Source organism: Enterobacter sp. 725m/11 (assembly GCF_011683705.1).
In the GTDB taxonomy this organism is placed as follows: Bacteria; Pseudomonadota; Gammaproteobacteria; order Enterobacterales; family Enterobacteriaceae; genus Enterobacter; species Enterobacter bugandensis.
Genome location: NZ_JAAQOK010000046.1, coordinates 1 through 25,980, shown reverse-complemented (window position 1 = coordinate 25,980; position 25,980 = coordinate 1). Strand labels below are relative to the sequence as shown.

Annotated in this window: 18 protein-coding genes and 1 tRNA gene; 11 read left to right on the top strand and 8 right to left on the bottom strand. The window is 54.8% G+C overall.

The genetic code is table 11. The features are described from left to right. The first annotated feature begins 20 nt into the window (after positions 1 to 20). Both dnaQ and HBA26_RS18090 read left to right on the top strand, forming a co-directional pair. Positions 21 to 752, top strand: a complete 732-nt coding sequence (dnaQ, locus tag HBA26_RS18095) for a DNA polymerase III subunit epsilon (RefSeq protein WP_028015611.1) — start codon at positions 21 to 23, stop codon at positions 750 to 752. 132 nt (positions 753 to 884) lie between these two features. Then, positions 885 to 961, top strand: a tRNA-Asp gene (locus tag HBA26_RS18090). Positions 962 to 998: 37 nt separating this feature from the next. Here the strand turns inward: HBA26_RS18090 and HBA26_RS18085 are convergent. Further along, positions 999 to 1,931 (bottom strand): DMT family transporter, encoded by a 933-nt coding sequence (locus tag HBA26_RS18085; protein ID WP_063437784.1) that lies wholly within the window; start codon positions 1,929 to 1,931, stop codon positions 999 to 1,001. Positions 1,932 to 2,032: 101 nt separating this feature from the next. Between HBA26_RS18085 and HBA26_RS18080 the strand changes: the two genes are divergently transcribed. After that, on the top strand, positions 2,033 to 2,947 hold the full coding sequence (locus HBA26_RS18080; RefSeq protein ID WP_126346145.1) for a LysR family transcriptional regulator: 915 nt from the start codon (positions 2,033 to 2,035) through the stop codon (positions 2,945 to 2,947). 144 nt (positions 2,948 to 3,091) lie between these two features. After that, positions 3,092 to 5,038 carry a TonB-dependent copper receptor gene (locus HBA26_RS18075; protein ID WP_126346146.1) on the top strand — a complete coding sequence of 649 codons (1,947 nt, stop codon included), beginning with the start codon at positions 3,092 to 3,094 and terminating at the stop codon, positions 5,036 to 5,038. Between the two features lie 78 nt (positions 5,039 to 5,116). Here HBA26_RS18075 and HBA26_RS18070 read toward each other — a convergent pair whose 3' ends face one another. The 3 genes from HBA26_RS18070 to HBA26_RS18060 all read right to left on the bottom strand — a co-directional run bounded on the left by HBA26_RS18070 (position 5,117) and on the right by HBA26_RS18060 (position 9,819). Continuing rightward, positions 5,117 to 5,803 carry a response regulator transcription factor gene (locus HBA26_RS18070; RefSeq protein ID WP_041911170.1) on the bottom strand — a complete coding sequence of 229 codons (687 nt, stop codon included), beginning with the start codon at positions 5,801 to 5,803 and terminating at the stop codon, positions 5,117 to 5,119. Positions 5,804 to 5,887: 84 nt separating this feature from the next. Beyond that, positions 5,888 to 9,220, bottom strand: coding sequence for an ATP-binding protein (locus tag HBA26_RS18065; RefSeq protein ID WP_126346147.1), 3,333 nt, complete (start codon positions 9,218 to 9,220; stop codon positions 5,888 to 5,890). Positions 9,221 to 9,222: 2 nt separating this feature from the next. Next, a complete protein-coding gene (locus HBA26_RS18060; RefSeq protein ID WP_028015617.1) occupies positions 9,223 to 9,819 on the bottom strand; it encodes a response regulator transcription factor in 597 nt (198 codons plus the stop codon). Between the two features lie 536 nt (positions 9,820 to 10,355). On the opposite strand from HBA26_RS18060, the gene HBA26_RS18055 reads away from it, so the two are divergent. The 4 genes from HBA26_RS18055 (at position 10,356) to HBA26_RS18040 (ending at position 13,886) form a co-directional block, all read left to right on the top strand. Next, positions 10,356 to 11,096: a helix-turn-helix domain-containing protein gene (locus tag HBA26_RS18055; RefSeq protein WP_063437781.1), complete on the top strand. Its 741-nt coding sequence runs from the start codon at positions 10,356 to 10,358 to the stop codon at positions 11,094 to 11,096. Further along, positions 11,066 to 11,545 carry a hypothetical protein gene (locus HBA26_RS18050; RefSeq protein ID WP_126296587.1) on the top strand — a complete coding sequence of 160 codons (480 nt, stop codon included), beginning with the start codon at positions 11,066 to 11,068 and terminating at the stop codon, positions 11,543 to 11,545. The genes HBA26_RS18055 and HBA26_RS18050 overlap by 31 nt, the downstream gene beginning before the upstream one ends. Before the next feature lie 148 nt (positions 11,546 to 11,693). Continuing rightward, a complete protein-coding gene (locus HBA26_RS23065) occupies positions 11,694 to 13,295 on the top strand; it encodes a glycosyl hydrolase family 18 protein (RefSeq protein ID WP_274621761.1) in 1,602 nt (533 codons plus the stop codon). A gap of 63 nt (positions 13,296 to 13,358) precedes the next feature. Then, positions 13,359 to 13,886 carry a cytochrome b/b6 domain-containing protein gene (locus HBA26_RS18040; RefSeq protein ID WP_028015621.1) on the top strand — a complete coding sequence of 176 codons (528 nt, stop codon included), beginning with the start codon at positions 13,359 to 13,361 and terminating at the stop codon, positions 13,884 to 13,886. Here the strand turns inward: HBA26_RS18040 and HBA26_RS18035 are convergent. Beyond that, a complete protein-coding gene (locus HBA26_RS18035; RefSeq protein WP_100170730.1) occupies positions 13,849 to 15,045 on the bottom strand; it encodes a hypothetical protein in 1,197 nt (398 codons plus the stop codon). The two genes, HBA26_RS18040 and HBA26_RS18035, sit on opposite strands and share 38 nt — an antisense overlap. 167 nt (positions 15,046 to 15,212) lie before the next feature. On the opposite strand from HBA26_RS18035, the gene HBA26_RS18030 reads away from it, so the two are divergent. Both HBA26_RS18030 and HBA26_RS18025 read left to right on the top strand, forming a co-directional pair. Then, positions 15,213 to 15,431, top strand: a complete 219-nt coding sequence (locus HBA26_RS18030) for an ANR family transcriptional regulator (RefSeq protein WP_120247323.1) — start codon at positions 15,213 to 15,215, stop codon at positions 15,429 to 15,431. Between the two features lie 45 nt (positions 15,432 to 15,476). Continuing rightward, positions 15,477 to 16,226, top strand: coding sequence for an A24 family peptidase (locus HBA26_RS18025; protein WP_100170729.1), 750 nt, complete (start codon positions 15,477 to 15,479; stop codon positions 16,224 to 16,226). Positions 16,227 to 16,343: 117 nt separating this feature from the next. Here HBA26_RS18025 and HBA26_RS18020 read toward each other — a convergent pair whose 3' ends face one another. From HBA26_RS18020 to HBA26_RS18010, 3 genes are all read right to left on the bottom strand, one after another. Next, entirely contained in the window at positions 16,344 to 18,110 is a 1,767-nt protein-coding gene (locus tag HBA26_RS18020) for a lytic polysaccharide monooxygenase (RefSeq protein ID WP_126327432.1), read from the bottom strand. Positions 18,111 to 18,126: 16 nt separating this feature from the next. Then, positions 18,127 to 18,564 (bottom strand): hypothetical protein, encoded by a 438-nt coding sequence (locus HBA26_RS18015; RefSeq protein ID WP_100170728.1) that lies wholly within the window; start codon positions 18,562 to 18,564, stop codon positions 18,127 to 18,129. A gap of 378 nt (positions 18,565 to 18,942) precedes the next feature. Then, on the bottom strand, positions 18,943 to 20,715 hold the full coding sequence (locus tag HBA26_RS18010; RefSeq protein ID WP_347877957.1) for a S8 family serine peptidase: 1,773 nt from the start codon (positions 20,713 to 20,715) through the stop codon (positions 18,943 to 18,945). A gap of 688 nt (positions 20,716 to 21,403) precedes the next feature. On the opposite strand from HBA26_RS18010, the gene HBA26_RS18005 reads away from it, so the two are divergent. Continuing rightward, the coding region (locus tag HBA26_RS18005; RefSeq protein WP_166720969.1) for an inverse autotransporter beta domain-containing protein at positions 21,404 to 25,980 on the top strand (4,577 nt) is incomplete at its 3' end.

Genomic DNA, 25,980 nt, shown 5'->3' with positions numbered 1-25,980 from the left:
GTCTGACATAAATGACCGCTATGAGCACTGCAATTACTCGCCAGATTGTCCTCGATACCGAAACCACCGGTATGAACCAGATCGGCGCGCACTACGAAGGGCATAAGATCATTGAGATCGGTGCCGTTGAAGTGGTGAACCGTCGTCTCACGGGGAACAACTTCCATGTGTATCTCAAACCCGATCGGCTGGTGGATCCAGAGGCGTTCGGCGTTCACGGTATTGCCGATGAGTTCTTGCTGGATAAACCGACCTTTGGAGAGGTGGCAGACGAGTTTCTGGAGTACATCAAAGGCGCCGAACTCATCATCCATAACGCCTCGTTCGATATCGGCTTTATGGACTATGAGTTTAGTAAGCTCCATCGCGATATTCCGAAAACAAACACCTTTTGCAAAGTGACCGATAGCCTGGCGCTGGCGAGGAAGATGTTTCCCGGCAAGCGTAACAGCCTCGATGCGCTCTGTTCACGTTACGAAATAGACAACACCAAGCGAACGCTGCACGGGGCATTGCTCGATGCCCAGATCCTGGCCGACGTCTATCTGGCAATGACCGGCGGACAGACGTCGATGAAGTTCAGCATGGAAAATGAGTCACAGCAGACGCAGGGCGAAGCGGGCATTCAGCGCGTTGTCCGTCAGGCAAGCCGCTTGCGGGTTGTTTTAGCCAGTGATGAAGAGCTACTTAACCATGAATCCCGCCTCGACCTGGTGCAGAAGAAGGGCGGAAGCTGTATGTGGCGCGCCTGAAAAAACGCCACAATGCCTGTAAAATCATCGGTTGGGTGAATTTTGCAGCAAACGATTCAAAACGTGAGAAAAAGCGTTGACGAGATCGGAGGCACACCGTAATATGCGCCTCGTTCCCCAAGCGGGAACAGTGGAGCGGTAGTTCAGTCGGTTAGAATACCTGCCTGTCACGCAGGGGGTCGCGGGTTCGAGTCCCGTCCGTTCCGCCACTATTCAGGCCCACGTTATTTATAACGTGGGCCTTTTTCATATCTGTACTTTTTCGTCTGCGCGTTCGATCTTCGCGACTTTTCTTTGCGAGGCGCGAGAGCAGAGGGCAATGCCAAACAGAATCAGTACCGTGCTGACCAGATGATACGAATGCAACGTAACGTGCAGGAACATCACGCTGAACAGACCGCCGCTCAGCGGAATAAGGTGGGAATAAATCTCCCCGCGGGTTGCACCGATAGCCGCAATGCCTTTATTCCACAGCAGGTAAGAAAGCCAGGAAGGAAAGACCACCAGGTACATCAGCCCGCTTAAAAAGCCCGGTGCGGTATAGGCCGTCCAGTCAGGTAAGCCGGTCTTTATCAACGATATCGCCAGTACCGGTAACAACACCAGGGCACCGAGGACCGCGCTCACGGCCACAAAGGCATTCCCACCGACGCTTTTCGGCTTCATCCGCAAGAAAGCACAATAAACGGCCCAGCTGGCGGCAGAGCCCATGGTCCAGATATCGCCGCGATTCAGATTTTTAAGCGTATCCAGATGCAGCAGATCACCCTGCATGACCAGCCAGACGACGCCCAATGAACTGAGAACAACGCCAGCAATATTCTGTACTGATATTTTCTCTTTAAAGACCAGCTTATTTATCAATAAAACCAGGGCAGGCGTTGTAGATAAATAAATAGCTGCATTAAGAGATGAAGTATATTGCAGACCGATATACAGCGTGAGTGGGAACATAACCTGTCCGCACAGCGCAAGAAATATGATCGTACCTTTCGTCTTTTTCATCATCGGCCACTGGGCGCGAATCTGTCTGATATAAAGCATCGATAAAAGAAGAGCCGTAATTATCCAGCGTGCGGCGGATAATATAATCGGGTCTGCATGCGCCACCAGTAAATGACCGACGACATAATTACCCCCCCAAAAACAGGCCGCGAGACTGAGTAAAAAATAGGGCATAAAGGCTCCTGATAATAAACATTTTGTCTGCCTTTAGAGTACTGCCGGTGCAGAATTAAATGCTAATATAATATTTTCATCTCACGGTATTGGCTGAAACTATGAAGTTTACTCTCAGGCAACTTGAGTTCTACATTGCGTTAGCGGAAACATTACAAATTTCCAAAGCGGCCAGCCGTTGTCATATATCGCAATCTTCCATGACGGTCTCTATGCGCAACCTGGAGGAGGCGGTGAATGCCCGTCTCTTTATCCGTCATGCAAAAGGGATCCAGTTAACTCCCGTGGGCGAGCGATTTCTCAATCATGCCCGCAAGATCCTCCACGATAGCCGCGCGGCGGTGGAGGATCTCCATCAGCAGCCTGAGGCGATTAACGGCGTCGTGCGCATCGGCATTGCCGAAACCCTTTCCGCTTATCTGCTGCCCAATCTCTGGGGCGATATCGCGCAGCGTTTTCCGCTGCTGGAGACGGCATTTCATGAGGCGCCCGCATCGCAGCTGCTTCAGGCCTTGCGTCAGGGAGATCTCGATTTTTGTCTTTTGCTGACCTCCAATATCAGCCACGATAGTACGCTTGAGGTCGAAACGTGGATCCGTTCGCCGCGCCGGTTATGGACCGCCATCGGCCATCCTCTTCTCAGCGTGCCGGAGCTTCGGTTAAAGGATGTGGAAAAGGTGCCATTTCTGTTGCTGGTGACGGACGATTATCCCGATGTGATATCCGACTACTGGCAAAGCAGGGGCTGCCATCCTGACATTCATTTTCGCACCAACTCCTTTGAGGCGATTCGAAGTCTGGTCGCGCAGGGAAAGGGGGTGACGATTTTATCCGATCTGGTCTATCGCCCGTGGGCGCTCGGCGGTCAGCGCGTGATCCGGCGCACCATTGACGACTGCATTACCTATATGGATGTGGGCATCGTCAAAAACGTCGGGCAGCCGCTTTCGCCGGCCTGTTTGCGGTTGATGGATTTTTTACGACAGCAAACGGCACGCCTGGGCGAAGCGCGCTGAACTGCGTCCCTGAGATTTCCGTTATCCGCCAGATATTTCCTGATTTCCCTGAGGGCCTTCTTGCCCGCAGGTCGTGTATTCCGCTGCTGGGGATGAAGACAATAAGCGCCTTGCTTATTTTCTTTACCGAAACGGAATTGTGCTATGTCTGGTATCACCGCGAGCGGTATTCGTTCCCTGCTCGCCTCCCGTCCACTCTTGTTGGTTCTCTGCTGTGCCACCGCTTTGCCGGCATACGCTGAAGAGTCGATGACCGTTGAAGGGTATTATCGCGATCCCGCGTCATTTATCGCTCCGGCTCATACTCCAGCACAACAATTGCCTGCCAGCGACGGTGCGGGCGCGCTAAAAAACATCCCGGGTTTTTCCGTACTGCGCAGCGGCGGGAGTAACGGCGATCCGGTGTTGCGCGGGATGTTCGGCTCCCGGCTGACGCTGCTTGCAGACGGCGTCAGCACTCAGGGGGGCTGCGGCTCGCGCATGGATACCCCAACGGCCTATATCACTCCGCAAAGTTACGACACGATAACCGTCATCAAAGGCCCACAAAGCGTGCTCTGGGGGCCAATGGGGTCCGCCGGAACATTGCTTTTTGAACGCCAGCCGGACTATTTCAGCGTACCTGAGCTAAAAGGCAGCGCTGAGCTGCTACGGGGCGCTAACGGACGCGCGGATCAAAACCTTAATCTCGCGTTTGGCGACCCGCGTGGCTACGTCCGCCTGGACGGTAATCATTCGGAGGCGGATGACTACCGGGATGGTCATGGCAATCGCGTGCCGGGCCTGTGGCGCAGATGGAACAGCGGCGTCACGGTTGGGCTCACGCCTGATGAGGACACGCTGGCGGAGCTAAGCGTGGGAGCCAGCGACGGTAAAGCCCGCTATGCGGGTCGGATGATGGATGGTAGCCGTTTTGCCCGTAAAAGCGCGGCGCTAAAACTGGAGAAATATCACCTGAGCGAGCACGTCAGCAAACTTAGCTGGCAGCTCTATGCCAATGATACTGACCACATCATGGATAACTACAGCCTGCGTCAGCCCGTTGGACCGAAGCGTAAGTCTGAAGTTGGCGGCGTGGTGATGGGCAGCCGCCTCGCCGGCGTGTGGGAAGATGAAACCACCACGCTTACCGCTGGCGCGGACGTAATGCGTAAAAGTCACCGTAAAAAAAGCGCGGGATCGTGGCGTGACGATGCCCGTTTTACCCAGGCGGGTCTGTTTAGCGAATGGCGCCAGTCCGTCACGGCGGACGATACGGTCATCGTGGGTGCGAGGCTGGATAGCATTCGCGCGGACGATCGGCGCAGCGCGCAAAATAGCTCCCGGCACGACCTCCTGCCCGGCGCATTCACGCGCTATGAGTATCGCGTACCTGACGCACCCGTCATGCTTTATAGCGGCATCGGTTATACCGAACGTTTTCCTGATTACTGGGAGCTATTTTCCGGCAAGGCTGGAGAACAAAGCTTTCGTCAGCTGAAAACAGAAAAGACCCTGCAATGGGATAGCGGCGTGCAGTTACACGGCGACAAGGTTAGCGCCTGGGCATCGGCCTATGTCGGGCGAACTACCGATTACATTTTGTTTGATTATAGCCGCACGCCGTCGCAGGCCAGCAACATCAATGCCGCCGTAATGGGCGCGGAGACGGGCGCAAGCTGGAGCCTGACGCCCAACTGGGCACTGACGGGAAGCCTGAGCTACGCCTGGGGCGAGAATCGTAGCGATAAACAGCCGCTGCCGCAGATGCCGCCGCTCGAAGGGCGGCTGGCGCTGGACTATACCGGGCAACAGTGGCGCACCGGATTACTCTGGCGTGTGGTTGCGCCGCAGCATCGCGTGGCGCAAAACAAAGGTAACGTCACCGGCCAGGATCTCGGCCCGAGCGCGGGGTTTGGCGTGCTTTCGTGGAGCGCGGGCTACACATTTAACGACCATTTTGAGTCCCGCGTGGGTATTGAGAATCTGTTCAATAAATACTACAGCGAGCACCTCAACCTGGCGGGCGCCAGCCAGTTCGGATACGCCGCAAATCAGCAAATCCCTGAACCGGGGCGCGTCTGGTGGCTGGCGATGACATACCATTTCTGATCCTGAGCGTCATTGCTGAGAGCGACCGTTGAGGCGTACGTTTGCCTCTACCGCCTGTTTACAGGCGGTTTTTTTATTTCAGATAGCAATATCGAACATTTGTGTTTTCGCCAGCAGGCAATAGAGCTGACAGTCGCTGTTTACCCCCAGTTTTTCCATCGCGCGCAGCTTATGGGCGCTGACGGTTTTATTACTCAAATGCAGCTGTCTGGCGATCTCTGTCAGACTCATCCCTTTGCAGAGCATACGCAACACATCAATTTCACGGGGCGAGAGCTCTTGCTCCGTTTGTGCGCCGGTCTGGAACAGGGAATGCATCAGCTCGCGCTCAATATAGACTTCCCCATTGATCACTGACGTCAGCGTTCTGCTCAGGGTTTTCTCACAGGTGTCCCGACTAATATAGGCTTTGGCGCCTGCCTCCAGCGACATGCGGATAAGCTGCGTGTTTTTGTAGGGCGAAAGCACAATGATTTTAAGCTGCGGATATTTACGGCTGAGCCATTTAATCAGCAATACGCCGTCCATTCCGTTGAGCGGGTTAACGGTTTGGCTGGTGGCAAGAGAAAAGCCAAGGAACAGAATGTCGACAGGCTGTTGGGATAGCAGTGAAAGCAGCTCAGATGGCGTTGCGGTATCGCCCTGAATGCAAAACTCCGGGCGGGGTGAGCCGTCGCTGAAAAGAGAGGGCATATTAGTGATCATGGATAAGACGCCACGACGGATAATGGTGTGCTCATCGGCAATAGCGATACGGACTTTCATGGTTTCTCCTTCGAAAATGTGGGCGACGGTAGGGATAACGCCGCCGGATGACCAGAAAGATACAGATCCTATGCAGAGCATTCTTTAGTACTTGTCAGATAATTCCTTCAGTGCGGTATCAAGTTGCTGCAGATTGGCTTCCATGCGCGCGCAGAAACGCGATGTCAGCGCAGGCAGGGCTTCAGTCGTTATGACCCCTGCCGCCAGCATCTCCGGCAACACTTCAATTGCCTGACAGGTGCGGGTGGCGTTGCGCATGGCAAAAAGGCTCCAGGAGGCCTTCAGACGATGCGCGAGCTGGCTTAGCGTTTGCGGTGACGGGGTGTTTTCCCGTAGCTGTCGAGTATCAAGGGTAATGGCTTCGCGCATTTGCTGGCGCATCAGGGTCATGATCTCCGGTTGACCGTTGGCCAGACGCCGGAGTTCGCTGAGGTCAGGCCCCTGATTGCGCAGGCTGTATTGCTGCGTCAGCGCCTGATGCAGGGCATTGAGGGAGAGCGGTTTTCGCAATAACGCGTCCATTCCGGCATGTTTTGCCCGATCGTCCTCACTCTGCAGCGCGCTGGCGGTGTAACCGAGAATAGCGGCCGGCGCGGTGATGCTGCCGGCAATATCGCGCAGGAGTATTAACGATGTAAGTTGATAGCCGTCCATGAGGGCCATCTGGCAGTCGGTTATCAGGATATCCACCGGCTCGTTTTCCAGGCGCGCAAGCGCTTCGCCAGCGCTGGCGCAAGGAATAACCTCCTGACCCAGCTCCTGCAGCTGGAGCGCTAACACCGTCAGGTTTGCCGGAAAATCGTCAACGATCATGATGCGATGCGGTGGCAGCGGGGTTATTACAGGTGTCTCATCGGCCGTTGCCGCCGGGCTGGCGACATGAAGCGGTATGCTCACCGTCACCTGCGTACCGCTCCCCGCTTCGCTGGCTATCGTCAGCACGCCTCCCATCAGCTCGACTAACTGGTAACAGATCGCCAGCCCCAGCCCGCTGCTTTGCGGCGTGCTGCTGTCAGTCTGAAACCACGGCTGGCCGAGGTGTGGAAGGGCATCGGCCGGGATACCGATGCCAGTGTCGCGAATCAACAGCTGCAAATGTTCACCGTTGAGCTCGGCGTGAAAAACAATTTCTCCCTGCGGCGTATATTTAATGGCGTTGCCCAACAGATTGGCGATGACCTGATTCAGCCGTGCTTTATCGAACAGGAACCAGCCGTCGTGCGGCACGTTCAACTCGCTGCGCCAGTGGAGACCTTTAGCGTTGGCGCTACTGGCAAAAATCTCCGCGCTGGCGTTAAGCGTCTGCCACAGGGGCCAGGCCTGTGGCTCCAGCCTTAACTCGCCTGCTTCAATGCGCGACAAATCCAGTACGCCGCCAATCACGTCGCGCAATGACCCGGCTGCCTGCCAGGCGATGTTGAGGGACTCGCTTTTGTCGCGCTCCATCTCAAGCAGGCCCAGCATGGCGTTGAGCGGGGTACGAATGTCATGGCTCATGCGGGCGAGGAAGTTCGATTTTTCAGTGCTGGCCTGCTCCGCCTGCGCCAGCGCCTGATTGAGCGCAGCGGTCAGCGCGGCTTTTTCAGTGATATCGATCCAGCCTCCGACCACGCCCTGAGGCCGCCCCCGCGTATCGGTATAGCGGCAAAGCCACCAGTAAAGGGTGGAATTGTTCTGGGTGGTTTCACCCGTTAACGGCGACGCGGCATGGAGCAGTGAGAGGCGATGCGGCAACGTAAACTGTTGGGCAAGCTCGCCCAAAGGCAGGCTGGAAAAGGAGGCGCCCTCTTCGGGCAGTGCCGTGAGTAACGGTGAGTGAATAAAGGAGTCGTTATAGCGCGTCAGCCGCCCGGTCGGATCGCAGACAAACAGCGGCACCGGGACATTGTTCATCAGAGTTTGCCAGAGTGAGAGCGCGTTGTGCAGCTCTGCCGTGTCCCGCTCGCGCTGGCGTCGCTGGCTCTGCGCGGCGCTAAAGGTCAGCAGGGCGACGAATGCCGCGCAAATCGCCACCACGGCGAGCATGACCAGCCATAGCGATTGCACCGGGGCGGTGGGTGTCGTCTGTACGGCCTGCGACAGGTTAAGGCTCGCGTAGATATCAGCCTGCGTTACGGACGCCATGACCGCATTCACCCTTTTGGCATCCGCCGGGTCAGAAATATTTGGTACAAACCATAGCGGCACTTCCGGCAGCGCCAGCGGCGTCAGCGACAGATTGCTGGCGTTATGCTGGCGCAGCAGGTGATGGAGTATAAACGCATCGCCCGCAAGCCCGTCCGCGCCTCCGGCTTTGAGCAATTCAAAACCCTGATCGAGCGAGTTAACCAGCACCAGGTTATCCGCAGGTAACGCCTGACGCAGTAACGTGACGAGCGGAGAGATGCGTATGACGGCAATCCGCTTATGCTGTAATGCGGACAAGGAGCCGGAAAGCGGGTTGCTGTCCTCACTGAGCAGGGCCCAGCTCAGTGAGTCAAACGTGATGGCACTCTTTGACGGTGGCGTCGCGCTGGCGACTATGCGCAACGTGTTCTCCGCATACTGAAGCGGGGGCGCATCAAGGTTGAAGGTCAGGCTATACAGGTTGGACGGAAACAGATTGAGCAGCAGATCGCGCCATACCCCCTGAATATGCCCGTCAGGCGTGAGCGTGACCATTGGCGGCGAAATAGCGGGAAGCAAAACGTGCAGCGTGATTTTGGGCGCATTTTCCTTCACGGGGGAATGGCGGGCGTCAAAGACGCTGCCGTCCGGCAAAAGCCACTTTTGTTCCAGCCATTCAGCGTCTTCCGGGTTAAGGGTGTGAATACGCTCGTTGAAGATTTCCAGCGTGTTTGCCTGCTCAGGCAGAGCCCAGGCACGAAAATGTAGCGGGGGAGTATCGTCCAGCGGCGTCAGGGTCAGCGTGGTGGCGGGGGAGTGGGTCAGCCAGTTACGTAAAACAAACTCCGGGGCGATGAATTCCCGCGCTTTCCCTGCTGCCAGCTGCCTGACGTTTTCCCCCGGTGAGGCTGAACCCGTCGCAGAGCAGCGGGCCGCGACCTCTGACGGTAATTCCGGAAAGCACAGTGTACCGCCGCGTCCCTCTTTTATGCTCAGGGACGCCAGCGGGAAAGCGAACATTGGCTCGCTGGCGACCAGATCGGCTGCAGGACGCCGGGTGGCGATTAACACATCGATGCGCTTTCGCTTCAACGCATCCAGCGCCGTTGCCGGGTCGCTAAAACGCTGGACGTCCGGCAGCGTCGTATTGCTAAACAATATGCTGAGTTCATCATCCAGAATTCCCGGCGGCCGATCGATTACGAGAAAAGGCGGCGCGGCGCTCAGCAGGCCCACGCGCAGCGTGCCAGCCGCCGCGTGCCCGCTTATCAGCATGAGGATAAATAATGTCGCCAGCCAGCCTCTGCGCATGCTCAGCTAACCAGCCCCAGACTTTGCGCGCACTGAAGCAGCTCGAAATCATTCCTGGCGTTGAGTTTGCTCATGGCACTCTTTTTTTGCGTACTGATGGTCTGCTTCGTCCGGTTAAGCTGGGCGCTGATCTCGTTCACGGTGAAACCGCGCACCAGCAGGCGCAGCACTTCTGTTTCCCGTTCGGTCAACTGTGCCTGAGGCTTCACCGGTTCGATTTGCCCCCGCAGGGTGCTGCGCAGCGTCTGCAGCAGATTGTTGGACAAACTGGCTTTGTTGAGAACGGCATGCACCCCGCTGCGCCGCAGCGAGTCCAGAAGCTCAGGATTGGTGATCATGGTGACCACCACAATCATGCTCTGCGGATAATGGCGAATCAGCGAGCGGATCATGGTTAGTCCGTCCGGGCTGCGCGTGCCGGGCATACTCAGGTCGGTGATGATGATATCGACAGGCTCGCTCGCCAGTTTATTCATGAGTTCATCAGCACTGAGCGCTTCGTGAACGACCCGATAAAGGTCCGGGCGCGTCTGCAGCAATGTGCGCAAGCCTAATAAATAGACAGGGTGGTCGTCGGCAATCAGAACTGTTTTTAGCATGACATCCGATCCGGCAAGGAAAAGACAGGTGTTCACCGCACATCTTAGCGAATGGCGCTTTAGCATCACTCTTACAGTGTAGAGCAGAGTGAGGTGAAAAAGAGTAGCTAAAAAGTGGTGGGCTGTATAGTTGCTGGGGGGCATCAGCCGATCCTGATGGAAAACCGAAAGGTAAAGTAATGACGTTTTCACATTCTATGATAGAGATTTTTTCCGGAGCAGCTGAATGGTTTGTTATTTATCGCGAAATAGCGGCATGGAGGGCGATATTTCTCAGGTACGGAAAGGAATTCCTTATTGTTCAGGTTGAATATCAGGTATTACTCAGGCGTTACTCAGAATAAACTTTCTGAAATCATGAATTGGTTGTGGAAAAATCAGGACGGAAAATAGCGCAAAGGGCGAAGGTACTATCATTTATAGGGATATGTTGTTAATTTGTGCCTGAATTAGATAACAGACATGTAACTGTTAATCCCTGCGCTTTTTCATCATAACAATGTAAACGCTGTAATTTTATTATCCAGGACCTACCCGTGAATAACGAAGAAATCTCTCTTTCAGCGTCAGTAACGTTCGTACCGGAAAAATCATCTCTGGCAACCGTGGATCATGGTGATATACATCTGACGCCCAACGAGCGTCGTTTGCTGGAGTTGATCCTCAGCGGCAAATGTAAAAAAGAGACCATATTTGAAGAGATCTGGCTTAACCAGGGCATGATTGTTAGCGAATCCAGCTATCACCAGCTTATAAAAATGCTCCGCCGCAAGCTGCAAAATGCCGGCCTGCCGGGCTCGATCATTAAAACCATTCCCCGTTATGGTGTAGTACTTGCACCCTGCGAAACGCAGGACAGTGAGGTCGCTTGCCCGCCGCCAGAAGAGCCTGATAACGCGTCTTGTCCCACTCCCGTCGATTGCCCGTCGTTGCCTGCTATCACGGCGGAGCCAATGAAAACTCCCTCACGTCAATACGGGACTCTGCTGGCGGCGCTGTGCAGCTTGTTGATTATCCTTCCAACGCTGGTGGTGGTCTGCACGGCCGACACGCCGCAGGCGTTTCAGGAAAATCTCTACGTAGATGGCGTCATGTTTCATCTCTCTTCGCTGCGCAGTGTCGATCGGCAGGCGCTGGCGAGAAAGCGGCATGCCCTGCCGGCGGGCATCAATAACGTGTACATCGCGTCGAACGGTCCAAAAGTGTTTGTTGCGCAATGTGAAGGCGAACTATCTCAGGAGGGAAAATGCGGTTACGAATACTATTCGTCATATTGATGGTTTGCATCAGCGTTTCGCTGGGTGGCGCGCTGGCTTACCTGACCAGCAACTACCTGGAGAGCAGAAAAGTGCCCGCCGAGCCCTGCAGCAGCGTCATACGTAATGGCAAATTTATTGATGAAAGCCTGCAGCATTACCAGTTTAATGGTGTGATCACCTGGTGGCCTAAACTCCACAGGCTAACGCTATTTGGTGTAAAAACCGATGAGGCCGGTAACCGGGTATTCAACCGAACCCTGCAGTTAAAATCGGTGACACAGAAGGGAAACGTCATCAATGGCCGGGTGGCAGAATTAAAAATTGCCGTTGGCGATCAGTTGCCGGAGAAGACCTTTCTGATAAGTGAAGATGGTCAGTATATTAACCTGTTATTCAAGCCGATTAATAAAGATAGCTGGCTGATGAAAATTAATGATAACTGGGTAGCAATGTGTGAGTATAAATAATCTCACGATAATTTTATTATAAGACATATCCAGGCTGGCGAGTTTTAAATCTGCTGCTGCAGTGAGCTGTTCTCCTGTTTTCAGGGAGATGAATATCCTATCTTGCGGGACAGGATTTCATTATTAAACCTGGAGCAGGATATCTCCCATGTTAAAGAAAAATAAAATATCTCTGAGCGCTATCGCCGCAGGTCTGGCGTTAAGCGGAATGCTGGTCAGCACGTTTAGCCATGCGGCCGCAACCGACGCCGCCTCACAGATGCCGGATATCAGTCAGAAAAAAATTCTCGTAGGTTATTGGCACAACTGGGGAATTAACCCGGAAGAGATAGACAAAGCGCGCGGCTATCAGGGAGGTTTACCTTCTGATATGTCGCTGCGTGAAGTGCCGAGAGGCTACAACGTCGTCAACGTCTCCTTCATGAAAGTTATGGACGGCCAGAGCGGGAATATTCCCACCTTCAAACCCTACAACGCGAGCGATGAGGAGTTCCGCGCTCAGGTTGCAGAGCTGAACGAGCAGGGGCGCGCGGTGTTGATTTCACTGGGCGGCGCTGACGCGCACATTGCACTGAACAAAGACCAGACTGAAGCGCTTGCAGCGGAGATTATTCGCCTGACCGATCGCTATGGTTTTGATGGTCTTGATATCGACCTGGAGCAGACGGCCATTACCGCGGCTGACAACAGTACGGTGATCCCGGCGGCGCTGAAAATGGTGCGCGACCATTATCATCAGCAGGGCAAACACTTCATCATCAGCATGGCGCCAGAGTTCCCCTATCTCCAGGCCGATCGCGGGGTGAACTACAAAGCCTACCTGCAAAATCTTGAGGGCGTGTATGACTTTATCGCTCCACAGTATTACAACCAGGCGGGCGACGGCGTGAATATGATGACGCAGGAGGAGAAGGACGAAGTCGGTGAATGGTGGCTGCCGCAGGAATGGGGGAAGGGCTATAGCGACCGTCAAAAAGAGCTTTTCCTTTACTATCTCACCGACAGCCTGGCAAACGGGACGCGTGGTTATGTGAAGATCCCGGCGAACAAGCTGGTGATTGGTCTTCCGGCCAACCCGGATGCGGCAGGAACCGGCTATGTGCGAGACGCGCAGAGTGTCTTTAACGCACTTTCGCGACTGGAAGCGAAAAATGAAGCGGTAAAAGGGCTCATGACCTGGTCAGTGAACTGGGACAATGGCAACACTAAAAATGGTCAACATTACGGCTATGAATTTCTGAACCGCTACCAGAGCATCCTTGACGGCAGTCTGCCGGATGGGGGCGACGAAACGGATACTCAGGCGCCAACACAGGTGCAGGGCGTGCAGGCCACGCTAAAGGGGCAGGATGTTTCGCTCAGCTGGCTGCCAGCTAAGGATAATACGGGCGTGGCGGGGTATGCCATCTGGCGCGGTCTGGAAAAGATCGGTGATACCCATGAACTCAACTTTACCGACAGCCAAACCCAGCCTGGCATGAGCTATCGCTATACGGTCATCGCCTATGATGCAGCCAACAACTTCGCTACGCCGAGCCAGCCGGTCAACGTTACCGTGCCCGATAATGACGATGGCGGAGGCGAAGAGGGCGGCCAGGGCGGCGACGTTACCCCATTCACGCCGGGCAAACTCTATGCCGTAGGGGATAAAGTGCTCTATGAGGGCAACGTTTACCGCTGTCAGATTGGTCATACAGGTGCCAGCCATTGGTCGCCGGATCGGGCCCGCAACTTGTGGGTAGCTGAATAACCTCTTTTTTAAACAGCATGGCTTCGCAGGGAGCCGTGCTGTTTGTTTTTCAGGACAACGACTATGCAAACTTCTCTGGTTATTGCCAAACGTTACGATCGGTTTTCTCGCCTTCTGCACTGGGTGGTCGCAGCCGTCATTATCTACGCGATGTGCATGGGCTATATTCTGCACGCGCTGGAAGGAACCCGCTGGTTTACCTTTTTCTCCGTGCTGAATATGTCGCTGGGTACCATCGCCACGCCTATCATGATGGTGCGCTTCGTCTGGCGTTTCTTCCGCCCTTCGGTGCCCTATCCGGCAACGGTAGCCGGACGTAAAAAACAGCTGGTGGTATTTATTCATGAGCTGTTTTATCTGACCATTATGGTGGTGCTGGTTAGCGGTTTTCTGATGCTGCAAAAAGACTACAACCTGTTTGGTCTGGTGCCGGTTTCCCGCCCGATTGCCATCGCCGAAGTGAATGCGTTTTTCTTCCAGGTGCATCGCTATAGCTGCATTCTGCTGGGTGTAATTCTGCTTGGGCATGTCGCGGCGGTGTTGAAGTACACCTTTAGCGGGCAGCGGGAGATTCTGCAGCGGATGCTGTGAGAAAGAGGCTCACTCCCCCCATCAGATGCGCGGTGTTGCCAATCCTGTGAAACATCACCATCCCGCGCATCTGCCTTCCGTGCAGCGTTTGCAGAACAACTTCCCGGGCAAAGCTGCTTTCACGTTGCTGTGAGTACCAGGCGCGAAAACCGGGCAGGAACGGCGTATCGCAGTGTGCGTCCAGTAGCGTCAGGGTGCTCAGCGTCTTTTCCTCATCAGGGAACAGCGCTTCCGTACTGCCTTGCCAGAGGATCTCCTCCTCTGGCATCGAGAGGCGAAACACGACGCAAGAACCCGTCTGCGACAGGCGAATAATGATGGCACTGGTGCTGGCCGCGAGCGCCTGTTGCTGTTGGATCCAGCGGCGGTACTGATATAAACAGTTGGCAAAAATCGCCGAAAATACCAGGTACCACTGCGCCTGCCAGATTGCGGGGATGAGATCGGGCGTTAGCGTGTAAAAAATCCCTTCCCGCTGCTGGGTCGCCAGCACCACAATCAGGTATTGAATAAGCAGCAGAGCGCCAACGCCGCGTCCGGAGAGCGCAAACACGCTCAGTAAAACCACCGTCGTTTGCACCAGCAGCAGGTTTAGCCCCTGCCAGAGCGGTGGCAGGAAAAAGTACCCCGTTATCAGCACCAGGGTATTCGCGGCAAGGAGCAGAGCTTCCCGCCCGTTAAACCACGGGTGCGACGGCATTTTGCTCTCACGCAGCAGCGGCAGAATGGCGAGAATGCCGGTTAATGCCGCCAGCACCCAGGAAAAAAAATGCAGAGGCGCAATCGGATACCCTGAGAGTAACAGCGCCAGATTAAGCAGCAGGCTGCCGCAAAAAATGCTGAAGATTAACTGCAGGGGGTAGATCAGTTCACCAATAATCGGCCTGCGCGCAAAACGCAGCGCAGGCAGTTGCGCATTCAGACGAAAGACGGCGACGCACAGTGGAAATATCGCGACGTCGAAGAGGGCGAACAGGCACGCCAGCGCGAGCGGGCGGCCTATCCAGACGCCAGCAAACACATGCAGCAAGCCCGCGGTAGCCAGCCACAGCGGCCACTCTCGCGGGGCCGTCAGCCATAACGCGGCGAAAAGCAACGGCGCCGGGAGCCAGAGCGTGGTGGAGAGGCTCCAGCTATCCCGCGTATGAAAGCTCAGCAATGCCAGCAGGATATAGAGACCCGAAAAGGCCAGCCAGCGGATAATATTGGTAATCAGCGTTGTTCTCCCACTGAGGCATTCAGCGTTATTCAGGTATTTATCATTTTAAGCTCAATTATTTTATCGTCGCTATTGATACGCTGGGATTTTTTCTAAAGGGCTTAACGATGGACTGGCAAAGCGACAAACGCGATCCTGCTACCCTGTGGTTTTCACTTTCTTCACGAGCGGCAGAACATGAACAGGGAAAGGAGTGGCATATCGCGGCATTATTGTGGAAAGAAGCGGCACAATATGCAAAAGCGCATCTGAATATTGAATGGGCGAACTTGCGCGGAGACTTTTGTACTTTACGTGCAAACAGGCTGCCTAAATATAACGAGTAGTCTCTGCTATTATCGGAGATTGCATGTCCCTCAGAGTGTGGAACCATGGTTGAGAGTGTAATACTCGTTTTTAGCGTTTTTCTGGGCGCCATTATCGGCAGTTTTTGCAATGTCATCATTTATCGGCTCCCCTTGATTCTCCACGGTGAAGCACTCTCTTTATCGTGGCCTGCTTCCCATTGCCCACGCTGTAAACACCCCATTAAATTTCGCCACAATGTTCCTCTGATGGGTTGGCTGTTGCTGCGCGGGCGCTGCGCCAGCTGTGGTCAGGCGATATCGTGGCGCTATCCGCTGGTTGAAGGGCTTATGGCGCTGCTGTACGGGGTGATTATCTGGCAGCAGGGCGTCACGCCGCAGAGCCTGTTCGACCTGCTGGCGGTGACGTTTTTGCTGCCGCTGCTGTTCATTGATCTGCGCACCATGCTCCTGCCCGACCGTCTGACGCTCCCGCTGCTGGCGATGTCGCTGGCGTTTGCCGTCAGCGGCTATAGCCGGGTGGAGCCAACGCAGGCATTAATCGCCGCTCTGCTGGGATTTGGCGTGCCCTGGACGCTCTCTTTGCTGTTTCGTTTATTGCGCGGCCATGAAGGGATGGGGATGGGGGATATGAAACTGCTGGCGGCGATCGGGGCGTGGCTTGGCCCGCTAGCGCTGCTGAATGTTTTTGTTGCCTCGACCCTGCTGGCGCTGATAACGGCGCTGATTCTGTTGCGGATCAAGCCCGGTCAACCGTTTCCTTTCGGCCCGTATCCGATTATTGCCGCGATAGGGTGGGTGATCTTATACCGATAAAAAAGCGCCGGAACGAAGGGGCGATTTCCGGCGCAAAAATGATAACGAAAGTGTAGGCAGGGAATAATAATGTCAGGCGCGGGCCAGTGAGGACCCGGCCAGAGTTAACTTACAGTATTATTTGCACTCTTTAGGCATGTTGGCAGCACCTTCTTTCTTCCAGACGCCCCACTCGCCATCGGAACCGGGCTTAACGCCTCGGGTTTCCCAGCTGTTCAGCCAGATGTTGCCCTCATAGCTCACTTTTTCACAAGGTGTCTTGTAAGTCTTGCTGTGATCCCAGGCTTTTACATCGGTTTGCGCCGGGCGCAGCTTGATCACCTTCGTCGCCGTGGAGACTTTACCGGTGTCAGGCGCCGTCACTTTCACCTGCAGCGTCACGTCCACATTGTCGGTATACGGATGTTTACCCATGAGGTTGGTGCTGAAGTTATTTGGTGACGAGATCTGAATCTTATCGGCGTGATTCAGTGCGGACCATTCAATTTTTGCCCCTTTTAACGAGTCATTGTTTTTGGACACGACGGCGGCAGCAATAACGTCACTGCCAACGATGGTGTCCTGGTTGTTGCCCGTATTGATCTGCACATCAGAAGCCTGCTGCGCTTCCTTCACGGTCACGGTGATATCGTCGGTGCTGGTTTTGCCATTTTTGGCCGTCACCGTCAGGCGATAGGTCACTTTACCGATTTTGCCGGGTTTAATCAGCGCACGGGCTTTTGCCGCGTGGACGGTTGAAACCCATTCGCCACCGTTAGCAACCTGCAACGCACCAATGTCCTGCCCTGAAACGATAGTCCATTGGTATTTTTCAGCATTGACGCTTGCGGAACCGTTAAGGTCATAACCACGTGATTCACTGTTGCTGTGAACGGTGAAGTCACTGCCTGCCTTCGCCTCCGGTGCCGTGCTATCCGCTTCAGCTTTGGCATTCAGGGTGACGGTTTTTGAATCACTCACGTTTTTATCATTGGTGACGGTCAGCTTCACGTTGACGGTAAAATCGCTCTCAGGTTTAGCCTTCAGGCGAATGCTGGCTTTAGCACTGGTACTGTTTTCCAGAATGACCTTATCGGCATTGCTGGTGACGGCCCAGCTGTACTTCAGCTCTTTCCCCGTTGAGGCGCTACCGTCCAGCGACAGCGTGCTGGTTGACAGGTTATGACTGGATGGCGTGACGTTGGCCACCGGTTTGGTAATGACTTCACCGCCAAAATCGACGTCAATCATCTGATAAAATGCGTTATCGGTATCGCGCACGCGCCAGACGGCATAAATTTTCTGCTTACCTTCACGCTCCGGTACGTCGCAGGTGTGGGTTTCGAAGCCTGTCGGGAGCGAAATATCGGCCGACGGGTTGCCTGGCGCATAGGTATAAACCTTATGGCAGAATGGCTTATCTTCAAACATCGCTCTGGTCAGGCGCGAATCCGCACCCGGAACAGACTGCCAGTCCGGCTTAGTGATGTAGTAGGTAAAATAGGTGGTGCGGTGCTTAGCCGGTAAATGCCATTTAAACTGGTGCGGACCCGCAGACATCGGGTTGTTGTAGGTATTCTGCTTTTCGTCATCAAGCTTGCTGAAGGCGGGAGTTGCCGTTGAACCACCGCTTGCCAGTTTTCCATCCGGCGGGAACTGGAATAGCTGTTCGTTGGCGATCGGGGTTGGGCTCATATCGTTGCCAGCCGGGAGCTTCGGCGCTTCCACGGCGTCAGCAGGCCAGACGTTACTATGCTCACCTTTATCGTTCATCGGCGGGAAATGAATCACCGAACGGGATTTTGGTTCAAAAACATAGCCATGCGCCAGTGCGCCCGTGGAATACATACCAATCAATGCCACGGCTAACGCCGACGTAATATTATTCATCTTGAGTAGTTTCAAAATAATCTTCCCTGAATTAATTGAAGGACACTTCTACGTGACTGAGAGGGTTGTTCTGTTTGGCATACACCTTATTTGGCTCTGACTCATCGGGTGTAATCTCGCCGTTGCTGTGCCTGAAACCGGCACGCAGTTCGGGGTGCTGCTGATTGATAGCCTGGGCGAGGGCGTAGGACCAGTGGGCCTCTTCGCCAGCAAGAATGGTGACGCGCGTTTCCAGATTTGGCAGTTCGGTTCCGTCGTTAAAGAAGCGCGCACGAATCGTTTGCCCCTCAACCACCTTCACTTTTGCACCGTTGACGGCGCGTTCCAGCGTGCCTAGTTCTTTCATGCAGTTCTGGTGACCCTGTTCGCAGTTTGCCGATGGCGAGGTCGTGGCGGCGTTAGCTGAAACGCTGACGCCCGCCCCTGCCAGTAAAGCGGCAAGGACAAAAGCAGATCCTGTTAATTTCATAAGTTCCCTTATTTATTACTGAACAATAACGAAAAGTTAATCTCACCTGCGGCGCAGGTAAAAAGGCGTTATTACCGTGTGATAACAGGGACAAATAGTAACGGGAGGAGACAACCGGCTTGAATAAGAGACTTCTCTGAGCCATTAAGAGTCGGGGAGTTTCGGCAGAGAAGAGCGACCGTTCGTGCTGTAAAGAGGGCTGAGCGCGACAGAGTATGAAATAGTACTGCCAATTTCAGTCCTTGACGCATATTAATAAAATCTGAGCGAGTACGGAGTTTAAGAAATGACGTTTTTACGCTTTTCCTGAGTGTTGAATTAATAAAGTAAAGCCTGGCTTATATCCAGGCTTTACTATTATGTTAACCAAAAGGGTTTTTAAGGGCAGCTATTATTAGCTGCATCCGACGTTCGCCATGCCCCCCACTCACCGCCGCTTCCTGGCTCTTCTTGTCCTGCGTTGACATACCACTGATTCAGCCAGATTTTGCCGTTATGCGATACGCGGGTACATTTCACCGGGTAGGCGATCCGCGGGTTATACGCTTCTGCGCTGTCATCAGGAATATCAGGTAACTGTGGTTTTTTCACCGTTACGGTGATCTTCTCAGCGCTCACGCTTCCGTCTTTGCCCGTGACGGTTAACCAGTAGGTTGCTTCTCCGTCTGTATTGGCGGGAATGAGTGCCCGGGCGGTAGGCCCTGAAACTTCACGTACCCAGCCTCCGGCATGTTTCTCCTGTAGCCAGAATGTGCCAGTACTGTTTTTGTCGATAGTCCATTTCCAGGAGACGGCATTCTTGCTGGCGCTCCCGTCTAACTGATACGCACGGGAAGAATCGGTCGTGCCGGTAACGGTAAAGTTTTCTCCCGGCACTGCCTTTACCTCCTCCTGCTCTTCCTCTTTGAGATCCAGAATCCTGGCTACCGCTTTTGCCATATTGGGGTGAGTACCTACTTTCGCTGAATCCCCCGCAGCTAAAGGTGTACCGGTTTCCTGGAGAATGGAGCGCATCTGTTGAGGCGTGACGGTGATATTGTGCGCTTTTGCAATGGCCGACAGGCTGGCGACCACGCCTGCGATAATCGGGTTCGCGGAGGACGTGCCGGAGAAACTTGAGGTGTATTCCGCATTTTTTATGCTATGCAAACCGCCGTAACCCGTAGTAACCACATCCCAGCAGCCCCAGCTGGCGCTGGTCACACGTGAGCCATAGGTGCTGAAAGAGGCTTTTTTGCCATTGTTTGCACAAAACGCGCCCGCAATGATCGCGCCGGAATCCCGCTTTTTAACGTCAAATTTTCCATTAAATCCGTCGTGATCGAGGTTGATATTGCCATTGCCTGCCGCCTGAATCACGTGCACGCCCTTATCCGTCAGCGCTTTTATCACGTCATAATAGGCTGGAGCGTTTTCCTGGGGGACATAGCAAGAGGAGGTGCAACCTGTCACATCTCCTCCGCCGGTCTGCATACCTATTTGCACCACATCTCCTGCCTGGAGTCTGGGGATCATATTGTAGAGATTATTGGCCTGCCATTTGACGTATCCCATACGGGCGTTCCACGTCAGGCCTTTGATGCCCGCATTGATATCTTTCGCCGCCATAATCCCGACGGAGCTGGTGTCGTGATCTTCGCCTGGCGTATAGCGCTTATCACCTTCATGGAAATCGATCGGCGGCAAATTCACATGGCTGGTATTCCATGCGTTGTTTTCCATTGAGACCAGCGAAATGCCGCTACCATCGTGCCCTGAATACTGACTTACGCTGTCGCGATTAACGCCACCCATATAGTAGCCGGGCCGTTTTTCATCTGGCGATTTGGTGTAATCCTGCAATCCACGAAAATCCGGGACGGTGGCCTGGCTGGTACCGTTCAGGGCATAGCTCAGCCCGGAATAGGGCGGCAGGTCGGGAGCCGTGACCCCCTTTTCCAGCGACACCGGCATAGATTCCGGGTAAGCCAGCTCAATATCTTGTCGCGCCGCCAGTTCATTAATTACGTCATTGATATATGCCGCGTCATGTTGCTTATCGGCTGGCAGGGCTATACGTAAATAACGGTTAAAGCCGTAGCGTTCATTAAGCGCATCCATCTCGCTTAATTCACTGCTGCGCAAATGATTTGCCGTAAATAACGGACTCACGGCGAGGGTACTGTCGCGTAATGAAAAGGGTGAAGACTTATTAAGCGTTGTACCGGGTTTTAATTTCACGATAACGGAGAGATACGAAGTGCCTTCCCAGGCTTGCTCGTGCGTGACGGAATTTTGCGCAAAAGCGGGGGCACTCAATAGTGCACAAATAAGCAGGGCCAGTCCAGTTTTATTCATGTCAACGATCTTCCTTATTAAATGACATCCAGAGTATTGATGGGATCATCCTGCCATTAGGGGAAAACCTGCATAAGAAGACGGTCAGCAATAAAATTGCGAGGTGTCTGTTCCCTGTTAAGAATTACCTGCTCCGGAAAATATACGGCTGAAGTTGGGCTGAGAAATTTATGAAGCAGGCTGAAAGAGTTGTTAAACATCAACGCCTAAGCATTGAATTTAATGAGGGACGGAAAATTTCATGATCATCTCCTGATTACTGTATGGAGTTTAGGAATTATCTGGATCTTAATATCGCTAACCAGGGAGTTTAATTAATTAGGGATGCGTCACAATGCCCAGTGTTTCGTACTGTTCTTTACGTCAAAAATTATCCGTGTGGATAATCCTTTTACATTATTTATTTTCCATCTTTTTGCTCACGGTTCCCCCCGTCGCGCGGGCGCAAACTGAAACTCACGCAACCATTGAAAGCGAAAGCAATCAGCCCCTGCGGGATAAAATGGCTGGCATGTGGGGAAGCGCCCAACAAAACGGCGCGGGTGATGCCCTGCGCGGTGCGGCAAATAGCGAGGTGAATGCCGCGTTAACCCAGGAAGTGGAAGCGTGGTTAAACAATATCGGCGGGAAAGCCCGCGTTACGGCAGACGTCGGTATAGGCGGGAGCGATAGCCGCGACTTCGGGCTGGACTATCTGTGGCCGGTTAAAATCTGGCAACACGACATTCTGTTCACTCAGATGAGCGCACACCGCTGGAACGAGCGCGATATCCTTAACGTTGGCCTGGGCTGGCGACATACCTTTAACCCGCATCTGATGGCGGGTGGAAACCTCTTTTTCGATCAGGATGTCACGCGCCACCATAACCGAATGGGGGCCGGCGCTGAGCTGTGGAGCGATGGGATTCGTGCGTCCGCGAACTACTACCTGCCCCTGAGCGGCTGGCGTCATTCTGACGACAGCATGTTTAATGACGATCCCGACCGCTATGAACTGTATGAACGTGCCGCCCGCGGCTGGGATCTCAATCTGGAGACGGCTCTTTCACAGCACGTAGCGCTTAAATTGGGCTGGTTCCAGTGGTATGGCGACAAAGTGGACGTTAACGGCAGCCGCAGCGAAGCCAGCCACAATCCTCACGGGCTTAACCTCGGGCTTAAGTGGCAACCTGTGCCGCTGGTAGGGGTCAGCGCGGAGCAGAGCATGATTAGCGGGCAGCGGGATAACTTCTCTGTGGGGCTGAATTTCCACTGGGAGTTTGGCCGAAAACTTTCCGAGATGCTGGCAAGTGAAAATGCGGCGGCTTTGCCATCGCTCATGCAGTCCCGCACGGAGTTCGTTACCCGTAATAACAACATCGTTCTCGCCTATAAGCAGGAAGAAAAAGACAGACGTCTCTATTTCAGCCCGACGGAAAAAATCACGCAGGCTGGCGTGCCTTTGCTGCACGCGGTGAAAGGTGGGCAGGGGGGCGTCATTCGCTACACCTCCTCCAGCACGGCGATCGCGACCGTGGAGCCGGGCAGCGGTCTGGTGAACCCAACGCATCGGGGCGATGTCACCATCACCGCGACGGAAACGTCACCTGTCGATCCGGAGCACGTATTAAGTTCCGCCAGCTATCACCTGACCGTGACGCCGGGCGATTTTGCCCCTTCCGTAGAGAGCGTTGCCATTAAGGGGGACATGTCCCCGGGCCAGATCCTGGAGGGGAGTTATCTCTATAAAAGCAATGAAGGGGAGGATGAAGACCCTGAGCAAACCCGGATGCGTTGGTATGACGCAGATTCAGGCGAACTGCTCAAGGAAGGGAGTGCTACGTATGAGGTGCAAACGCGTGATATGGCCCGAAGCGTGGTCTTTGAAGTCACACCGTTCAACAAAAAAGGGATACCAGGGGAGAGCGGAACGGCAAAAATTACCGGGAGCGCAACGATAACCACCCTGCGTATCGATCATCTGCTTTCACCCGGTGAGATCCGCCGTGACGGCAGCGTGAAGTTCTTCGAAGAGAGTCACGGTGCGTTGCTGGTGTTAGCCGAGGTGAAAGACGGTCAGGGCTCCCCTCTGACCGATCAGATGGTGTACTGGCAGAGCAGGAACTCGCTTGGCTCGTTGTCGCAAAACAGCGTACGCACCGATGAGCACGGTCAGGCGCTGGTAAAAATAGAAAACATCATGGCGGATGGTGAAGATGAAATTACGGCCTCGCTGATCCCGCCAGGCGGGATCCAGACCCAGAGCACCGCCAGTGATAACAATGTTCAGCAGGAGAAGATGGCGCTGGTGGTCGACTTTGCCCACCCGCTTGCCATCCGCTTCGTGGCCTCTCCCGAGCGCGCAGAAGTTGCCACGGAAAAGACGTTCACTATTGAAGTTACCGATCAGGATGGTAAGCCTCTGACGGTTGAGAAGAACGTCACGTGGAGCAGTAACGGTGAAACCCTGAGCGGCAAAACGGATAGCGAGGGAAGAGCATCCATCGCACTTATCGCGCCGCAAAAAGCAGCAGAGAAGTGGGTGGTGAACGCCACGGTAGATACCGTGAGTAGCCCGTCAGCGCCCGTAAGCCTTGAGCCAGGGCCGGTGGCAAAAGTGGTGCTGGACGTCCCGGAAAACGTGGTCGCAGGCAGTGAGGATAAAGCCGTTAGCGCGCAGCTGTATGACCGGTTTGATAACGCGGTTATCAGCCGTAAGCAGGCCATCACCTGGCGGATAGAAGGGAGTCAGTTCCGGGAAGCGCCTACCGGAGACACCGATGAGCACGGTATTGCCAGTGCAACCGTCGTAGTACCTGAAAAAGCGCCATCGCAGGTGAAAGTCTCCGCCGGTGATGAGCAGAAGATCGTCAATGTGACTGTCGGGAAAGTGAATCATGTTGAGCTTAAAGGTACCCCAGATACGCTGAATGCCAATGGGAGCAGCACTTCGACGCTGACCGCCATCGCGCTTGATGAGCACAACAATAGCGTACCGGACGCTCCCGTAACGTGGACGCTAATCACGCAGCAGTTTGGAGCGCTAAGCAACGCGATCGAAAAAACCGATGCAGAAGGCAAAGCGACGGCCACGTTTACGACCGCATCCGCGGGGGGCAATGCGCAAATAGAGGTCGATATTGGCGGCAAAAAACAAGCGACGCAGCTGACGCTCAACGGTTACCCGATTATCCGCAGCATCACGCTGAACAAAACCGCCGGGCTGAAGGTGGGCGATACGGTAAGCGTGGAGAAGGTGGATGTGGAGCAGAACGGCGGCGGTGAGGTGACGCTGAGCTACCAGTGGCACCGTGACGGTGGCGCGATCGATGCCGCCACGTCAGACAGTTATCACCTGACGGAGCAGGATACGGGGGCGACTCTTTTTGTGGTGGTGACCGCGACCAACGAGGCCAAAAATGAAGGCGATAAGGCGTCGTTGAAAACGGAGCCGGTGGTCGGGAAGGCGTCAGATGTTACGGTAACCGCCAGCGCGGACAGCGTGGATGCGAACGGGCTCAACTCCATTACCTATACCGCCACGGCGAAGGATCGCTTCGGCCGTGCGGTTGTGGGCGAGGCGATTGTCTGGGACATCGACAAGCCGGAGCTGGTGAGCCGGGGAGAGGCCAGCGCCGTCACCGGTACAGAAGGCACGGGAACGATGATCGTCACCGCGAAAAATACCGGCGGAAACATCACGGTGAGCGCCACGGTCAACGGCAAAAAGGGCGAGTCCGGCGTGGCGCTGCAGGGGATTCCGACGATCAAAAGCATCACGCTGAACCAAACCGCCGGGCTGAAGGTGGGTGACACGGTAAGCGTTGAGAAGGTGGACGTGGAACAGAACGGCGGCGGTGAGGTGAAGCTGAGCTACCAGTGGCACCGTGACGGTGGCGCGATCGACGGCGCCACGTCGGAAAGTTATCACCTGACAGAGCAGGACACAGGGGCAACGCTGTTTGTCGCGGTAACCGCTACCAACGCGGCCAAAAATGAGGGCTATAAGGCGTCGTCAAAAACGGAGCCGGTCACCGGGAAAGCGTCAGCCGTGACGGTCACTGCCAGTGCGGCCAGCGTGGAAGCTAACGGGCTGAACACCATTACCTACACCGCCACGGTGAAGGACCGATTTGGCCGTGCGGTAGTGGGCGAGGCGATTGTCTGGGATATCGACAAACCGGAGCTGGTGGCCCAGGGGGAGACCAGCACCATCACCGGAACCGGAGGCGTGGGGATAATGACCGTCACCACGAAAAATACCGGTGGAACCATCACGGTGAGCGCCACGGTCAACGGCAAAAAAGGCGAATCCGGCGTGGAGATTTACGGCGCGCCGTTGGTGACAGACCTGCATATCTCCGGCACGCCGAAGGTGGGGCAGACCCTGAGTGCGGAATACACCTTCTCGGCAAACGGGAGCGGTGCGGATGCGTCCACCTACCAGTGGCAGTGGAAGGACGGAGAGACATGGAAGAATGCGGCAGCCGCTGGCAATACGGCACGAACGTTCACGCTGCCGGACAGCTATGCGGGCTACAGCGTGCGGGTGGTGGTGACGCCGAAGGGCAGCAGTCACCCGTCGCTGACCGGAACGTTACAGGAGAGCCAGGCGGTGACGGCTTACGGCACGCCAGCGGTGGAGGACGTGCGTACATCCGGCACGCCGGAGGTGGGACAGACCCTGAGGGCGGAATACACCTTCAAGGCGAACGGAACCGGTGCGGATGCTTCAACCTATATCTGGGCGAGGTATGAGAAAACCAGCTGGATGCCGATCGAGGGGGCCAACGGCCGGGAATACACCCTCCAGGCGGGAGACGCGGGTTACAGCATTAAAGTAACGATAATACCGGAGGGCAGCAGTCAGCCGTCGCTGGTCGGTGCGGTGCAGCACAGCCCGGCATTAGATGTTTACGGTGCGCCATCGGTGGCAGATCTGCACATTTCCGGCACGCCGGAGGTGGGGCAGACATTGAGGGCGGAATATACCTTCACGGCGAACGGAAGCGGTGCCGATGCCTCAACCTATATCTGGGCGAGGTATGAGAGAACCAGCTGGATGCCGATCGAAGGAGCCACCGGCCGGGAATATACCCT

Bases quoted from the DNA above. Each gene is read 5' to 3' on its own strand.
- dnaQ (WP_028015611.1), top strand. From the start codon at position 21: ATGAGCACTGCAATTACTCGCCAGATTGTCCTCGATACCGAAACCACC.
- HBA26_RS18060 (WP_028015617.1), bottom strand. From the start codon at position 9,819: ATGCTAAAAACAGTTCTGATTGCCGACGACCACCCTGTCTATTTATTA.
- HBA26_RS18075 (WP_126346146.1), top strand. From the start codon at position 3,092: ATGTCTGGTATCACCGCGAGCGGTATTCGTTCCCTGCTCGCCTCCCGT.
- HBA26_RS18025 (WP_100170729.1), top strand. From the start codon at position 15,477: ATGGTTGAGAGTGTAATACTCGTTTTTAGCGTTTTTCTGGGCGCCATT.
- HBA26_RS23065 (WP_274621761.1), top strand. From the start codon at position 11,694: ATGTTAAAGAAAAATAAAATATCTCTGAGCGCTATCGCCGCAGGTCTG.
- HBA26_RS18030 (WP_120247323.1), top strand. From the start codon at position 15,213: ATGGACTGGCAAAGCGACAAACGCGATCCTGCTACCCTGTGGTTTTCA.
- HBA26_RS18085 (WP_063437784.1), bottom strand. From the start codon at position 1,931: ATGCCCTATTTTTTACTCAGTCTCGCGGCCTGTTTTTGGGGGGGTAAT.
- HBA26_RS18040 (WP_028015621.1), top strand. From the start codon at position 13,359: ATGCAAACTTCTCTGGTTATTGCCAAACGTTACGATCGGTTTTCTCGC.
- HBA26_RS18050 (WP_126296587.1), top strand. From the start codon at position 11,066: ATGCGGTTACGAATACTATTCGTCATATTGATGGTTTGCATCAGCGTT.
- HBA26_RS18080 (WP_126346145.1), top strand. From the start codon at position 2,033: ATGAAGTTTACTCTCAGGCAACTTGAGTTCTACATTGCGTTAGCGGAA.
- HBA26_RS18070 (WP_041911170.1), bottom strand. From the start codon at position 5,803: ATGAAAGTCCGTATCGCTATTGCCGATGAGCACACCATTATCCGTCGT.
- HBA26_RS18015 (WP_100170728.1), bottom strand. From the start codon at position 18,564: ATGAAATTAACAGGATCTGCTTTTGTCCTTGCCGCTTTACTGGCAGGG.
- HBA26_RS18065 (WP_126346147.1), bottom strand. From the start codon at position 9,220: ATGCGCAGAGGCTGGCTGGCGACATTATTTATCCTCATGCTGATAAGC.